Raw genomic sequence first — 14,663 nt, forward strand, 5'->3', positions numbered from 1 at the left:
CGTGGCGATGGACCAGGTCGGCCGCCGTCTCGACCAGGTGCCGGCGCCTGAGTTCACTTTCTGCCCGCGATGCCATGTCATGCCCCAAAAACCAGTTGACCAACTGGATTATGGGAGTTGGCGGCGGCGTCTGTCAACGCGCAACGCCCGAGCGACGGCATTCGCCGTCGCTCTCAACGCACGGGAAGCGTCTCGCTGCTTACCGTCAACGCGGCGACCGGCTGCGGGGCACGCCGCGCGGCCTCGTCGGCGAGGATCAGCGACCCCGTCGTGCGCTGCTGCAGGCGGCGCTGCTCGCCGCGCTGCGTCACGTCGTTGAGCACCGACACAAACCACATCAGCAGGAACCCGGCTGTGGCGAACAGCACCCAGACCAGGACATTGGAGAAATAGCTGGACCAGCCGCTGTCGCGGGACGGGCTCAGGTGAGTGGTGCTGTTCATGGGGTCTCCTCAATGCGTTGTTGGGCTTCCACGCATGATCTGCGCACGCGCCGGCCAGGCATGTCGGTGCACGGCGGCGACGGTTGTAGGAGGCAGCCGACACAGCCGCCCTGCCGCACCCAGCCGAGGGATGTGGCGGCTCGGCACTTGACCCTCCAAGCGGCTCCAGGGTTTCCAATGCCTCCATGCAAACACACCACCCCATCTCACCGACCACATGGACGGTCGGCCGACCTCGCGCTTGATGCCATTGGCAACGGCCTGCTGGGCTGGCGTCGGTTCGACATCGCGGGCGGCACCGGCAACAACGCCATCGCGTTCAAGCGCTTCAACGCCGGCGCGGCGCATGAACGCGGCGGGCACGGCGGTGGTGGTCTGGGGCGATGCCGACCAATCGCTGAAAGGGGCGGTGGCCGCGCCGCAGGCGGTGGCGTTCGGCGCCCCGACCACGCTGAGCAGCGCCCACGGCCGAGGTGGTGGAGAACTACACCGATCCCTCGTCCACGCCCACCCTGGCCATGAACGGCCAGGGCCACGCGGTGCTCGGATGGACCCCGCTCTTCTCCGCCACGGGCACGCAGATCGTGGGGCGGCGCTGGAACGCGGGCCCGTGACCCACGACGGCCTTCAGGCCGTGGCCGACTCCGCCGACCTCGAAGACGCAGCGGGGTCGGCCTTTTTCATGGCCTGCAGCGCCTTTTGCACCACCCCTTGCTGCGTGTTGACCGGGCGCAGCAGGCGGCTGGCAATCAGGCGTTCGCAGCTGCGCTTGGTCATCGAATGCGGACGCCCTCCCCGGCTCACGAACATGAACAGCGTGCCTTTGCTGCTGGCCCAGATGAGCTGGGCACGCAGCCACTCGCGGTGGGAATACAGATCCACCCAGTCGCCTTCGCGCAGGCCGACCAAGGTGGCGGCGGCGTTGATGTCGCCCAGCTCATCGGCTTCTTCGGCCAAGGCCGCCGCCTGCGAATCGTCATCGCGGGCGCGGGCCTGCACCTGCGTTTCGATGAGGTCGCCGTGGTCGGTCGGCATGGTGTCCTCGAAGCCGGCGGCTTCGAGCTCGCGCTTGCCCAGCCAGGGCTGGGCGCGCGGTTTGGGCTTGCGCTGCTCGGGCGAGGCGGGCAGGGTTTCGTCGAGCTCCATGGACATGGACGACGGCCCCTCCTCCAAAGGCATGGCGCCCGAGTTCCCCATCTGCGGCAGGCCGGAGTTGCTTGCATCGGCGCGGATGCGCGCGCGGCGCAGACCCAGCACCGGCTGGTGAAGGCGCATCAGTGCGTCGAAGAAGGGCTTGGTTTCCTCGCGCGTCTTGCCCAGCATGTCCAGCCCCGCATGCAGCGTGGCCAGCATGCCCGGCACCATGGCGAACAGCTCCTTGGGCCGCTTGAGCGTGACTTCCTTCTTGACGCTCCAAAGCAGGTTGGACACCACCTTGCGGTAGCCCCCGGGGTCGGACTCGTCTGGCTGCTGGAGCCTGGCCGAGGCGATCACCAGCGACCAGGGACCGTAGAGGAAATCGAGGATCACACCGGGCGCGTTGTCCACATCAGGCCGCTGGCTCAGGTCCCAGGCGATCTGGTCGGCCATGGCCTGCCGCTCTTCGGCATAGCGGATGGACTGCAGGCTGTTGTCCTGCAGCGCGAGTTCCTTCTGGTCCTGCGCTTCCCACACTTGCCGCAGCTCGGTGAGCACATCGGCAAAGGGCTGCGGGTCGCGCGTGGCGGTGGCGTTGAGCTCGTTGAACGCGCTCTGCACCGGCTGGAAGAAGCTGTCGAACTCGGGCGCGAACTCGTCGTTGAATTTGAAGCTGCGCTGCGCCACGCTTTCGATCAGGCGCCGCGCGGGGTGCTCGTCTTCATTGAAGAAGCGCGGGTTGGCCATGGCCAGGCGCAGCAGCGCAGGCTCCAGCGCCACCACCGCTTCGCGCACCGGCCCCAGCAGCAGCGGATCGCTCGCCACCTGGCTGACCAGCGTGCGCACGAGGTCCAGGCCCACAGCCTGGCTGACGCGCTGGGCCTTCTGCTTGAGGTGCATGAGCACGCGCGAGCGCTCGTGGGCCGCCGCGTACGTGCCCCAGGCCTTGTGGCTGAGCTGGCTGGAGATCCCGATCTCGCGCGCCGGCCGATCCACCACCGGCAGATCGCGGTACTGCGTCTGCTGCTCCAGGATCATGGACTCGTCGAGCACCGGGATCGCGGCAAATGCCTCGATGGCGGCCAGCTCTTCGCTCACCTGCTCGTAGTAGTCCGGTGTCAGGTGCCGGTCGAAATGCTTGCCGCCCTGCTTGAGGAAGTCATGGAAGACCTGGTGGTCCTCGCCCGGCTGCATGCGCGCCAGCGTCTGCATGGAAGGCAGGGGGTCGCTGCTGGCCCAACCCGGCGCGTGGTGACCACTGCCAGCGGTGTCGCCAGCGTCCTGCCACTGACTGCTCGGCGGCACGCCCAGCCCGGCCGCGCGGGACGGCGTGCCCAGCTGGCCCGAGCGCGTGGACAGGCCGCCCGATCGCGTGGAAGAACCCGACTCCTCCACCAGCCGCACGCGGTAGCCGGCTTCCTGCACGTTGGCGCGCTGCAGGATGAGCGCCACGCGCTCGTAGAGTTTCTGCAGTTCGCGGGCGAGTGCGTCGCCCATGTGCCGCAGCCACAGGGCGCGCACCTCGGGTTCGGATTCGGCCGAGGCCATGAGTTCGCGCAGCGCCCGCACGAAGACCGAGGGCCGCATGGGATTGCGTTCGGCCTGCACGGTCTGCAGGCCGATGACCGAACTCATCAGGGCATCGAGCACGGTGAGCTGCTGCTCCACGACCGGCATGAGGCTGTGCACCAGCCGGGCCGATTCCAGCGACTCGTTGACCGCGTCGTCCTCCACCAGCGACAGCAGGGACGATTCGGACAGCAGGGCCGGACGCGAGCTGTTCGCCTCCGGCGAGGCCATCAGCGCATCGCGCAGGTGCTGGGAAAAGTCGCGGCCCCACTGGATCTTGTTCTGCAACAAGCCCCACCAGGCCAGTGCCAGCCGATCGCGCTGGGCGACTTCCTTCGAGGCCTTTTCAGCGGCCTGCAGGCTGGCGATGGCCGAGTCGGCGCAGCGCGCCAGCATGTCGGGCGCGCCAGAGAGGGCTTCCTGGAAGCACTGCTGCAGCAAACGGGAGGGCGCCGTCATGGGCGGTGGGCGGAAATCTGCCTGCGGGTGGGGATATGTATCAAGATGCTTTTATACCCGCTGGCAAGGCCCGCCGCATGAAGGGCGGCAAATATTCGGCAGCCGGGCGCAACACCGGTGTCGGCGGCGCCCGGTCACCCCGGGCCGGCCTCAGGCCGGCGCCAAAGCGGTGCGCCGCACCCGGCGCACATTGAAAGCGCTGGCGATCAACACCGCCTGCACCACCGCCAGGCCGATCAGCACGCCCTGGAACTGGCCGTGGTCCATGAGCACGCCAAAGATCAGCGGCGAGATGGCCTGGCCGATGTCCAGCCCCGAATACACCACGCCGTACACGCGGCCGGTGGCGTTGTCGGGCGTGGATTTCTTGACCAGCAGGTCGCGCGAGGGGCCCGCGATGCCGGCCGAGAAACCCATGGCGCCGAACAGCACGGGCACCGCGGCCGCCGGCAGGTGGGCAAAGGCCAGCAGCAGCGCAATGAGGGCCGCCAGGCCAAAGCCCAAACCCACCACGCGCTCGCAGCGCGCCGGGTCGGACGCCAGGAAGCCGCCCAGCACCATGCCACCGGCCGCGCACACCATGTAGATCGTCAGGCACACCGCCACCAGTGCGAGCGGCACGCCGTGCAACTGGCGCGCGGCCTCGGGCGCGAAGGCCTGCACCACGCTGAGCGCCATGGCGTAGAAAAAGAAAAAGCCGAAGCACATCCACACCGCCGGAATCCGCAGGAAGGCGGTGGCGCTTTCCGCCGCGGCGTGGGCCGGCCCCTGGGCCGGCCTGGGTGCGGCGGGCAGGCTGAGCCGCTCACGGTTGAACCAGAGCACGGCCAGCACCGCGAAAGCCAGCACGCCCGCGCTGGCCAGCGCCGCGCGCCACGAGTACGACAGCGCGATCGGCACCATCATGGCCGGCGCCAGGGCCCAGCCCAGGCTGCCGGTGATGCCGTGCACGCTGTAGGCGTGCCCCAGGCGCGGCGCACTCACCTTGCGGTTGAGCAGGGTGTAGTCCACCGGGTGGAAGACCCCGTTGCCGGTGCCAGCCACGATGGCGAAAAAGGCCATCATCCAGTACCCGGTGCTGGCCGCGAACCCGAAGGCCGCCACGCCCAGCATCGCCAGACCGGCGAACAGCACGGGGCGCGGGCCCAGTCGGTCCACCACGAAGCCCGAGGCGGTCTGCACCGCGCAGGAGGTGACAAAAAAGATGGTCATCAGGAAGCCCAGTTCCGCGTAGCTTGCGTTGAACGCGTCCTTGAGCCAGGGGAACAGCGGCGCGAGCAGCAGCTGGCTGAAGTGGCTGACCATGTGGGCCAGGCCCACCAGACCGATGAGGCTGGCGTCCTGCCGCAGGGCCACGGGCGGCGGCAGGGTTGAAGTGGTGCTGGAGGAAGACATGGCGCGATCGTAGACCCGCCCGACTTCGCCGAATCGCGACGATCTGTCAGAATTTATTGAAAACCAGCCAACGCACCCCAACGATGCCCCGCAGCCCCCGCCCTGGCCCCACGCCCGTTGGCGACACCGACCCTTTCACCCCCGACGCGGCCCGCCCGGTGCGCGTGCGCGCCCGCGACCTGAGCGCCGACACCCACTTCGAGCCACACCGCCATCCCTGGGGGCAGCTGGCCTATTGCGCCACCGGCATCGTGCAGGCGATGGCGTCTCCCGACGACCCCAGCCTTCAGGCGGTGACATACATCGTGCCGCCCTCGCGCGCGGTGTGGATTCCGCCAGGCATGCGCCACGCCGTGACGGTGCGCGAAGCCGCCGAGTTGCGCACCCTGTACATCCACGCCGGTGCCGCCCCCGTCGGCTGGACCGTCAGTCGCATGATCGTTGTCACACCCTTGCTGCGCGAGTTGATCCAGGCCATGGACGCGGCCACCCGGCGCGCGGCCGAACCGGCGCGCGATCGCCTGCTCACCGATCTGGTGCTCGACGAACTGGCGCATGCCGACACCCAGACCCTGGGCGTGCCCCTGCCGCGCGACAAGCGGCTGCGCGCCCTGTGTGAGGCGGTGCTGCGCGCGCCGGGCGAACGCGCCACGCTGGCGCAGTGGGCGGCCGACACCGGTGCGAGCGAGCGCACCGTGGCACGGCTGTTCCGAGAGGAACTCGGTACCACCTACCAGCAGTGGCGGCAGCAGGCGGTGCTGGCACACGCCTTGCCTATGCTCGCCCGGGGCATGCCCATCGGTCAGGTGGCGGCGGCCACGGGATACGCCAGCGACAGCGCGTTCAGCGCGATGTTCAAGGCGGCCATGGGCCATCCGCCCACGCGCTGGGGCTTGCGGGCCGACGGCCAGCAACGCTGAGGAGACCTCGCGGCGCGGCTGTTTTCCCGTCCTTCAAGAAGCTGTCATATCTGACAGGCAGCATGGAACATGCTCGGTCCAGAATCGGGCCGGAATTCGGGGAGAACAACACATGGAATGCAGCAACCAACGCTACGCGAAGACATCCCGCGCCTGGGACGCCCTCACCTGGCCGGACCGATTGGGCCGCGAGAAACACACCGTCCTGCTCCTGGCCAACGGACGGCGCAGCGAACAGGAACTCATGGGCCTGCTGGGCGCGGATGTGAAGGAGCTTCTGCAACGCTTGCAGCAAGAAGGCTTCTTGCAGTGCACCACGGCGCCCGGCGCCGACGACGCGGCGGCCGGCGTGTGAGCCTGGATCAGAGCCAGCGCTTCAGCAACCCCATCACGCGCTGGAACCGTGCGCCATATGGCGGATAGAACAACCAGCCCATGGCCCAGCGCGACTGCACCAGCACCGGTTTCTGCTGCGTGAAGCGCAGGAAGCCGGCCTCGCCGTGGTAGGAACCCCAGCCGCTTTCCCCCACGCCACCAAAGGGAAGGCCCTCGTGCGCGATGTGCATCAGCGTGTCATTTACCGTCACGCCTCCGCTGACCGTGCGGCTGAGCAGGCGGTCGCGCGAGGCGGTGTCGGCGCCAAACCAGTACAGCGCCAGCGGACGCGGTCGCAGGTTGATGAAGGCGATGGCGTCGTCGATGCCGTCGCAGGTCACGACCGGCAGGATGGGCCCGAAGATCTCTTCGTTCATCAGGCGCAGGCCGGGCGCGGCATCGAACACCAGCACGGGATTCATCTGGCGCGCACCGTCAACGCGTGCGCCGGGAGGGGCCACGTCCACCACACGCGCGCCACCGGCCCGGGCTTCGTCCAGCAGCGCGACCAGGCGCGCCTGGTGCCGCTCGCTCACGATGGCGGCGTAGTCGGGGTTGCCCGCGATGCGGGGAAAGAGGCGAGCGACGGCGGCGGCATACGCTCGCTGGAACTCAGCCTCCCGGTCGCGCGGCAGCAACACGTAGTCAGGCGCGATGCAGGTCTGGCCCGCGTTGAGCAGCTTGCCGTGGGCGATCTTCACGGCGGCATCGTCCAGATCGCAGGAGGCATCGATCACACACGGTGACTTGCCACCCAATTCCAGCGTGGTCGGCGTGAGGTTGGCCGCAGCGGCGGCGGCCACCTGCCGCCCGACCTGGGTGGAGCCCGTGAAGAACAGGTGGTCGAACGGCAGCCGGGAGAAGTCCTGCGCCACGTCGGGCCCACCCAGCACCACGCTGAATTCGTCGGCCGAGAAAGCCGCTTGCACCAGCCTGGCCATGAGGGCCGAGGTGTGGGGCGTGAGTTCGCTGGGCTTGAGCATCACGCGGTTGCCTGCGGCGAGCGCGGCGGCGCTCGGGCCGAAGGTGAGCTGCAACGGGTAATTCCAGGGGCCGATGACGCCCACCACCCCCAGTGGCTGGCGCTGGATGTGGGCGCGCGCGGGCTGCAGGTACAGCGGCGTGGCCACGCGCCGGGGCTTCATCCAGCCGGGCAGGCGATGGTGCAGCTGCGCCATGCCCGCGCGCAACACGAACAGGTCCGCCGCCTCGGTGAGCTGCGGCGAACGCACGCCAAAGTCGGCCTCCACCGCCTCGGCCAGCGCCGGGGCGTGGGTGTCGATCAGGGCACGCAGACGGGCCAGCCGGTCGCGCCGCACTGCCAGAGGCACGTCCACCTGGGCGCGGCTGGCGTTGTACTGTGCGTCGAACAGCGCCCGCAATGGCAGTGAGGGAGGGATCTGGGTCATGGGTTTCATGATAGGCCGCCCCTCCCGCGATGGGTAGAGCCCCCGCCCCAGCCGCGACGGACGGGGGCACAGGGCGTCAGGCCTCGATCAGGCCATCGCCGAACTCGAACACGCCGGGATTGCGCACCGGGTCCACATCCACCGGGATGGAGGACTTCGGCGGGTAGCGCCCTTCGAGCAGGTACTTCGAGAGCGGGTTCTCGATGCGCTGCTGGATCGCGCGCTTGAGCGGGCGTGCACCGAAGACCGGATCGAAGCCCACCTTGGCCAGTTCGGCCAGCGCCGCTGGCGAAACTTCCAGGTGAAGGTCCATCTTGGCCAGGCGCGCTTCGAGCACCTTGAGCTGGATCGCGGCGATCGACTCGATGTGCTTCGCGTCGAGCGCGTGGAACACCACCGTCTCGTCGATGCGGTTGAGGAACTCGGGACGGAAGTGGTTCTTGAGTTCGTCCCAGACCGCTTCCTTCACCTCGTCGTAGGGCGCACCCACCATGGCCTGGATCATGTGCGAACCGATGTTGCTCGTCATGACGATCACGGTGTTCTTGAAGTCCACAGTGCGGCCCTGGCCGTCGGTCAGGCGGCCGTCGTCGAGCACCTGCAGCAGCACGTTGAACACGTCGGGGTGCGCTTTCTCGACCTCGTCAAGCAGCACCACGCTGTAGGGTTTGCGGCGAACCGCCTCGGTGAGGTAACCACCCTCCTCGTAACCCACGTAGCCGGGCGGCGCACCGATCAGGCGAGCGACCGAATGCTTCTCCATGAACTCGCTCATGTCGATGCGGATGAGATGGTCTTCGCTGTCGAACAGGAAACCCGCCAGCGCCTTGCACAGTTCGGTCTTGCCCACCCCGGTGGGGCCCAGGAACAGAAAGGAGCCGGTCGGGCGGTTCGGATCGGACAGGCCCGAGCGCGAACGGCGGATGGCATTGGCAACGGCACCGATGGCCTCGTCCTGGCCGACGACGCGCTCGTGCAGCTTGCCTTCCATCAGCAGCAGCTTGTCGCGCTCGCCTTGCATGAGCTTGGAGACCGGAATGCCGGTGGCGCGCGCCACGACCTCGGCGATCTCTTCGGCGCCGACCTGTGTGCGCAGCAGCTGCGGGCGGCCCTTGCCGTCCTTGTTCTGCGCTTTGCCCGACTCGACGGCCTGCGCGTCCTTCAGGCGCTTTTCCAGTTCGGGCAGCTTGCCGTACTGCAGCTCGGCCACCTTGTTGAAGTCGCCCTTGTCGGTGAAGGTCTTGATCTGCGAGCGGATGCGATCCATCTCCTCCATCACGTCCTTGGAGCCCAGCGCGGCGGCCTTCTCGGCCTTCCAGATCTCGTCGTAGTCGGAGATTTCCTTCTCCAGCCGCGCGATTTCTTCCTCGATCAGGCCGAAGCGCTTCTGCGACGCCTCGTCTTTCTCGCGGCGCACCGCCTCGCGCTCGATCTGCAGCTGGATCAGGCGGCGGTCGAGCCGGTCCATCACCTCGGGCTTGGAGTCGAGTTCGATCTTGATCTTGGAGGCCGCCTCGTCGATCAGGTCGATCGCCTTGTCGGGCAGGAAACGGTCGGTGATGTAGCGGTGGCTCAGCTCGGCCGCGGCCACGATGGCCGGGTCGGTGATCTGCACGCCGTGGTGGACTTCGTACTTCTCCTGCAGCCCGCGCAGGATGGCGATGGTCGCCTCGACGCTGGGTTCGCCCACGAGGATCTTCTGGAAGCGGCGCTCCAGCGCGGCGTCCTTCTCGATGTACTTGCGGTATTCGTCCAGCGTGGTGGCGCCCACGCAGTGGAGCTCGCCGCGCGCCAGGGCCGGCTTGAGCATGTTGCCCGCGTCCATCGCGCCCTCGGCCTTGCCCGCGCCCACCATGGTGTGCAGCTCGTCGATGAACACGATGGTCTGGCCCTCGTCCTTGGCCAGTTCGTTGAGCACGGTCTTGAGCCGCTCCTCGAACTCACCGCGGAACTTGGCGCCGGCCAGCAGCGCGGCCATGTCCAGGCTCAGCACCCGCTTGCCCTTGAGCGAGTCGGGCACCTCACCGGCCACGATGCGCTGCGCCAAGCCTTCGACGATGGCGGTCTTGCCCACGCCGGGCTCGCCGATGAGCACGGGATTGTTCTTCGTGCGGCGCTGCAAGACCTGGATCGCGCGACGGATCTCGTCGTCACGGCCGATCACCGGGTCGAGCTTGCCCAGGCGGGCGCGCTCGGTGAGGTCCAGCGTGTACTTCTTGAGCGCTTCGCGCTGGCCTTCGGCCTCGGGGCTGTCCATCTTCTGGCCGCCGCGCACCGCAGTGATGGCCGCCTCCAGGCTCTTGCGGTTCAAGCCGTTTTCATTGGCGATCCGGGCGAGTTCGCCCTTGCTGTCGGCCACGGCCAGCAGGAACAGCTCGCTGGCGATGAACTGGTCGCCGCGTTTGATGGCTTCCTTTTCAGTGGCCTGCAGCAGTTTGGCCAGTTCGGGGCCGACCTGCACCTGGTCTTGCCCTTGCACTTCGGGCAGGCGCTTGACCGCGGCTTCCGCCGCCTTGGCCAGGCCCGGCACATTGACGCCCGCGCGCTGCAACAGCGACTGTGGGCCATCGGCCTGGCGCAGCAAGGCCAGCAACAGGTGGGCGGGTTCGATGTAGGCGTTGTCGGCGCCCAGGGCCAGGGTTTGCGCTTCGCCGAGGGCTTCTTGGAACTTGGTGGTGAGTTTGTCGAGACGCATGAATAGGCTCTCCGTGAATTCAGATTGACCCACAGGTGGCGCCGATCACCCGGTTTTCAAGGCGCCGCTCCACTGTCGGGGCAGCGCCCGGCACCGGGTTTGATCTCGATCAATCCGTTGCCGGGAGCGAGCGCCGCCAGTAAGCGTACGACCACGCGGTGGAAAAGCCCAGCCTCCGATAGAGCGCCAGCGCCGGCGCGTTGCTCGCGTCAACCTGCAGGAAGGCCCGCGCGATGCCCCGTTGCGCCGCCTCCGATGCCATCGCACGCAGCAGCCGGCCCGCCAGGCCCTGGCCACGCTTCGCGGCCGCCGTGCGCATGCCATGCACGCCCAGCCAGCCGTGGCCGAACGAGGCCGCGCCGCAGGCCACCGTTTGGCCGTTCTCTCGCAGGCTGGCATAGCGCGTGCCCGTGGCACGGCTGAGCGAGCGGGCGCGGCTGGCTCCGTCCACCGGGTCCAGGCCCTCCCCCAGGAACATGGCGATCCAGGCCGCATCGGCGGCATCGGCCAGGGCGGCAGCCGGATCGGCGTCGCCGGCGAGCAGCAACGGGATCGGGGCGGTCTGGGTCAGCGTGGGTTGCTGGCGCACGAAGCCCTGCTGCTGCAAAGCCCGCTGAAAAGGCTCGAACGCAGGCAGATCCGGCAGACGGAACGCGGGCGGGAAACCCCGCTCCTCGTACCGCGCCAGGATCAAAGCCAGCGAACCCAGGTCGGGCGGCGCGTGGTGCAGGGGTACGGCGCTGCGCGCGCGGCCGACAGTGCCGCTGTCCATGGGCAGCAACCAGCCAGGCAAGGCCTCCACCCACTCCGGCGCCACCGCCTGCAGCGTCGCGCGCTCAACGGCTTCGACGTCAGCGGCGCGAGCCATGTCAGCCGTTGCGCGCCTCGATGCCCCAGCGGGCGAGCGCGGCGTCGTCGCTCACGCGGGCATCGACCCAGCGCGCGCCTTCAGGCGTCTGTTCCTTCTTCCAGAACGGCGCCTGGGTCTTGAGGTAGTCCATGAGGAACTCGCAGGCCTGGAAGCTCTCGCCCCGGTGCGCGGAGCTCACGGCCACCATCACGATCTGATCCAGCGGCTGCAGCAGGCCCACGCGATGGATCACGCGTGCGCCAAAGAGATCGAAGCGGCGGAAGGCTTCATCGATCATGGCCTCGATGGACTTTTCGGTCATGCCGGGGTAGTGCTCCAGCTCCATGGTGCTCACGCTCTGCCCGTCGTTGCGGTCCCGCACGGTGCCGATGAAGCTGCACACGGCGCCCACGCGCGCATCCTGCAGGCGCAGTTGCGCGACCTCGGTGCTGAGGTCGAAGTCTTCGGTCTGGATGTGGACGCGGGCTGCCATGTCACCCCCCCGTGACGGGCGGAAAGTAACCCACCTCGGCGCCCTCGGCGAGCGGCGCGGACTCCGCGCTCATGGACTGGTTCAGCGCCACGCGAACGGCCCGGCCCGGGGCCAGCGCGTCCGCGTACGCACCTCCGCGCGCCACGAGTTCGGCGCGCAGGGCCGCCAGCGTGGTGGCCTGGGTGTCCCATGTTTCGCTGCCCGTGCCCAGGGCCTCGCGGATGGCGGCGAAGTAGCGCAACTGGACTTTCATGCAAGCAGGTCCGCGAAGGAGATGTAGGACACGGGATCACCGTGCGCGATGGTGGTGCCAGCAGGGTTGTCGACCAGACCATCGCCCCACACGGCCGAAGTGAGCACGCCCGAGCTCTGGTTGGGGAACAGGTCGAGACCGCCCATGGCGTTGCGGCGCACCCGCAGGAACTCGCGGCGCTTGTCGGCGCGCGCCACGGTGAAATGCGCAGGCAGCAAAGTGGCCGGCGGCAAGGCCAGCAGGCCCGCCGCAGACACGCCTTGCAGCTTGAGCAGGAAGGGCCGCACCAGCAGCAGGAAAGTGACGAAGCTGGAGACGGGGTTGCCCGGCAGGCCGATGAAATGGCAAGCCGCCCCCTTGCCGCTTTCTCGCCGCACCGTCCCGTACGCGAACGGCTTGCCCGGCTTCATGCCAATCTGCCACAGGTCCAGGCTGCCGAGCTGTTGCACGGAGGGCTTGATATGGTCTTCCTCGCCCACCGACACGCCACCGCTGGTGAGGATCAGGTCGTGGTGCTCGGCTGCGCTCTTGAGCGCGGCCAGCGTGGCCTCGCGCCGGTCGGGCACGATGCCGAGATCGCTCACCTCGCAGCCCATGCGCTGGAGCAGCGTGCGCAGGAAGAACCGGTTGGAGTTGTAGATCGCGCCGGGCTTCATCGCCTCGGGCGGGACCTCGCCTGGCATCACGAGTTCGTCGCCGGTGGAGAACAGCGCCACGCGTGGCCGCGCCCGCACCGGCAGGTGCGCCAGTCCCAGGCTCGCGGCCAGCCCCAGGCTGGCGGGCGAGAGCCGCTCGCCCTGGGCCAGCACCACGGCCCCGCGCGTCACGTCTTCGCCGGCCCGGCGCACCCACTGGCCTGCTTCGGGCACCGCCTGAATATGCACCGCATGGATGTCACCACCCACCTCGATGGTGTCTTCCTGCATCACCACGGCATCGGCCCCGGCCGGCATGGGCGCGCCAGTGAAGATGCGCGCGCACGTGCCCGGCTCCAGGGGTGAACCCGCGTGCCCGGCGGCGATGCGCTGGCTCACCCGCAGCACCTTGCCCGGCTCGGTCACATCGGCCACACGCACCGCGTAGCCGTCCATGGACGAGTTGTCGTTCGGTGGCACTTGCAGCGCGGAAACCAGGTCTTGCGCGAGCACGCGGCGGTCGGCGTCGAACGTGGCGACCGTCTCGATCGCGTCCAGCGCCTCGACACGGCCGAGCAAGTCGGTCATGGCATCGGCCAGCGACATCAAGGGTGCGCGTGCAGGAGGTCGGGAAGCGTTCATGGCGTCGTGGAAGGCGGATGGGCCTGATAGGCGAAGCGGTCTGCATTGTCGAGCAACCAGAGCGCCACGTCATCGGGGCGGTTCAAATCCAGCACCGTGCGTGGGGTGGGTGCCGTCAAGGCCTGCGGGCTGTCGGTCACGACAGCGACGATGCGCTCATCGGCGAGATAGCGCACGGGCTTGCCGTGGGCCTGTCGCCAGACCTCGAGCTTGACCAGGTCGCTGTCCTTGAAGCCCTCGACCAGGACCCAATCCACCGCCGGATGCAACTCGGCAATGAGGCTGTGCACCGAGTGCACCACGCGGTCCCGCAGCTCGCGCATGATCACCAGCCGCCGGGGCGATGCCGCGAGCACCTCGAAGGCACCGGCCTCGCGGTGGCGCCAGGTGTCCTTGCCCGGATGGTCGATATCGAAATCGTGGTGGGCGTGCTTGATCACCGAGACGCGTTGCCCACGCAATTGCAGCGCGGGGATCAGTTGTTCGACCAGCGTGGTCTTGCCGGATCCGGAGTAGCCCGCGAATCCGACCACCTTCATGCGCGTGCGCAGTGCTCGGCAATGAATGCCTGCACGTCGGCGGTGCGGGCAGGCATGACCTTGACCCGCTTGGGCAAGTCCTCGATGCCCTGGAACTGCGCGGGCCGGTCGGGCTGGCGCCCCAGGGCCTCGACGATGGTTTCGGCAAACTTGATGGGCAGCGCGGTCTCCAGCACCACCATGGGCGTTCCGGCTTCGCGGTGTTCGCGCGCCACCTTCACGCCATCGGCGGTGTGGGTGTCGATCATCAGGCGGTGACGCTGGAACACGTCGCGAATCGTGTCGAGCCGGTCGGCGTGCGTGCTCCTGCCACTGCGAAAACCGTAGTGGCTCGCGGCCTCGGCGAACACCGGATCGGCGCTCAGATCGAAACGGCCTTCGCGCGCGAGCCCTTCGCCGAAAAAGGCCTTGACGCGCGCGCCGTCGCGCCCCAGCAGATCGAACACAAAGCGCTCGAAATTGCTGGCCTTGGAAATGTCCATCGACGGGCTGGAGGTTTCGTGCGTGTCGGCGCTGCCGCGCACGCGGTACACACCTGTGCGGAAAAACTCGTCCAGGACGTCGTTTTCGTTGGTGGCAACCACCAGCGTGCGGATCGGCAGGCCCATCTGGCGCGCCACATGGCCCGCGCACACGTTGCCAAAATTGCCGCTGGGGACGGTGAAGGAGACCGCCTCGGTGTCCTTCGTGGTGGCCTGGAAATAGCCGGCGAAGTAATACACCACCTGAGCCAGCAGGCGAGCCCAGTTGATCGAGTTCACGGTGCCGATCTTGTGGGCTCGCTTGAACGCGAGGTCGTTGCTGACGTCCTTGACGATGTCCTGGCAATCGTCGAACACACCTTCGATC

General features: G+C 68.2%; 13 protein-coding genes and 1 pseudogene. 3 read left to right on the top strand and 11 right to left on the bottom strand.

Annotation, left to right across the window (positions count from 1 at the left end; translation table 11 throughout):
- Nucleotides 1-173 precede the first annotated feature (173 nt).
- Nucleotides 174-443 carry a hypothetical protein gene (locus tag KIT86_RS21505; protein WP_297402199.1) on the bottom strand — a complete coding sequence of 90 codons (270 nt, stop codon included), beginning with the start codon at nucleotides 441-443 and terminating at the stop codon, nucleotides 174-176.
- A 476-nt stretch (nucleotides 444-919) separates the two neighbouring features.
- Here KIT86_RS21505 and KIT86_RS21510 point away from each other — a divergent pair, with 476 nt between their 5' ends.
- Nucleotides 920-1,057 (top strand): hypothetical protein, encoded by a 138-nt coding sequence (locus KIT86_RS21510; protein WP_297402200.1) that lies wholly within the window; start codon nucleotides 920-922, stop codon nucleotides 1,055-1,057.
- A 13-nt stretch (nucleotides 1,058-1,070) separates the two neighbouring features.
- Here KIT86_RS21510 and KIT86_RS21515 read toward each other — a convergent pair whose 3' ends face one another.
- Entirely contained in the window at nucleotides 1,071-3,608 is a 2,538-nt protein-coding gene (locus KIT86_RS21515) for a DUF1631 family protein (protein WP_297402201.1), read from the bottom strand.
- Between the two features lie 150 nt (nucleotides 3,609-3,758).
- Nucleotides 3,759-5,003, bottom strand: a complete 1,245-nt coding sequence (locus tag KIT86_RS21520; RefSeq protein WP_297402202.1) for an MFS transporter — start codon at nucleotides 5,001-5,003, stop codon at nucleotides 3,759-3,761.
- Between the two features lie 83 nt (nucleotides 5,004-5,086).
- On the opposite strand from KIT86_RS21520, the gene KIT86_RS21525 reads away from it, so the two are divergent.
- Both KIT86_RS21525 and KIT86_RS21530 read left to right on the top strand, forming a co-directional pair.
- On the top strand, nucleotides 5,087-5,923 hold the full coding sequence (locus tag KIT86_RS21525) for a helix-turn-helix transcriptional regulator (protein WP_297402203.1): 837 nt from the start codon (nucleotides 5,087-5,089) through the stop codon (nucleotides 5,921-5,923).
- Nucleotides 5,924-6,035: 112 nt separating this feature from the next.
- Entirely contained in the window at nucleotides 6,036-6,278 is a 243-nt protein-coding gene (locus KIT86_RS21530; RefSeq protein ID WP_297402205.1) for a hypothetical protein, read from the top strand.
- A 7-nt stretch (nucleotides 6,279-6,285) separates the two neighbouring features.
- On the opposite strand, the gene KIT86_RS21535 is transcribed toward KIT86_RS21530, so the two are convergent.
- From KIT86_RS21535 to KIT86_RS21570, 8 genes and pseudogenes are all read right to left on the bottom strand, one after another.
- Nucleotides 6,286-7,707, bottom strand: a complete 1,422-nt coding sequence (locus tag KIT86_RS21535) for a coniferyl aldehyde dehydrogenase (RefSeq protein ID WP_297402206.1) — start codon at nucleotides 7,705-7,707, stop codon at nucleotides 6,286-6,288.
- A 76-nt stretch (nucleotides 7,708-7,783) separates the two neighbouring features.
- Nucleotides 7,784-10,402 carry an ATP-dependent chaperone ClpB gene (clpB, locus tag KIT86_RS21540; protein WP_297402208.1) on the bottom strand — a complete coding sequence of 873 codons (2,619 nt, stop codon included), beginning with the start codon at nucleotides 10,400-10,402 and terminating at the stop codon, nucleotides 7,784-7,786.
- A gap of 109 nt (nucleotides 10,403-10,511) precedes the next feature.
- On the bottom strand, nucleotides 10,512-11,270 hold the full coding sequence (locus KIT86_RS21545; RefSeq protein ID WP_297402209.1) for a GNAT family N-acetyltransferase: 759 nt from the start codon (nucleotides 11,268-11,270) through the stop codon (nucleotides 10,512-10,514).
- A gap of 1 nt (nucleotide 11,271) precedes the next feature.
- The gene (locus KIT86_RS21550; protein ID WP_297402210.1) at nucleotides 11,272-11,745 is read right to left on the bottom strand and encodes a molybdenum cofactor biosynthesis protein MoaE; all 474 of its coding nucleotides are present in this window, start codon (nucleotides 11,743-11,745) and stop codon (nucleotides 11,272-11,274) included.
- A gap of 1 nt (nucleotide 11,746) precedes the next feature.
- Nucleotides 11,747-11,998: a MoaD/ThiS family protein gene (locus KIT86_RS21555; protein WP_297402212.1), complete on the bottom strand. Its 252-nt coding sequence runs from the start codon at nucleotides 11,996-11,998 to the stop codon at nucleotides 11,747-11,749.
- Nucleotides 11,995-13,275: a gephyrin-like molybdotransferase Glp gene (glp, locus tag KIT86_RS21560; protein WP_297402214.1), complete on the bottom strand. Its 1,281-nt coding sequence runs from the start codon at nucleotides 13,273-13,275 to the stop codon at nucleotides 11,995-11,997. Before glp ends, KIT86_RS21555 begins: the two co-directional genes overlap by 4 nt.
- Nucleotides 13,272-13,814: a molybdopterin-guanine dinucleotide biosynthesis protein B gene (mobB, locus tag KIT86_RS21565; RefSeq protein WP_297402216.1), complete on the bottom strand. Its 543-nt coding sequence runs from the start codon at nucleotides 13,812-13,814 to the stop codon at nucleotides 13,272-13,274. Before mobB ends, glp begins: the two co-directional genes overlap by 4 nt.
- Nucleotides 13,811-14,663, bottom strand: a pseudogene (locus KIT86_RS21570) (threonine synthase); the annotation flags it as partial. The pseudogene KIT86_RS21570 and the gene mobB, both read right to left, overlap by 4 nt.

It is taken from the genome of Hydrogenophaga sp. (assembly GCF_026125825.1).
Lineage (GTDB): Bacteria > Pseudomonadota > Gammaproteobacteria > Burkholderiales > Burkholderiaceae_C > Hydrogenophaga.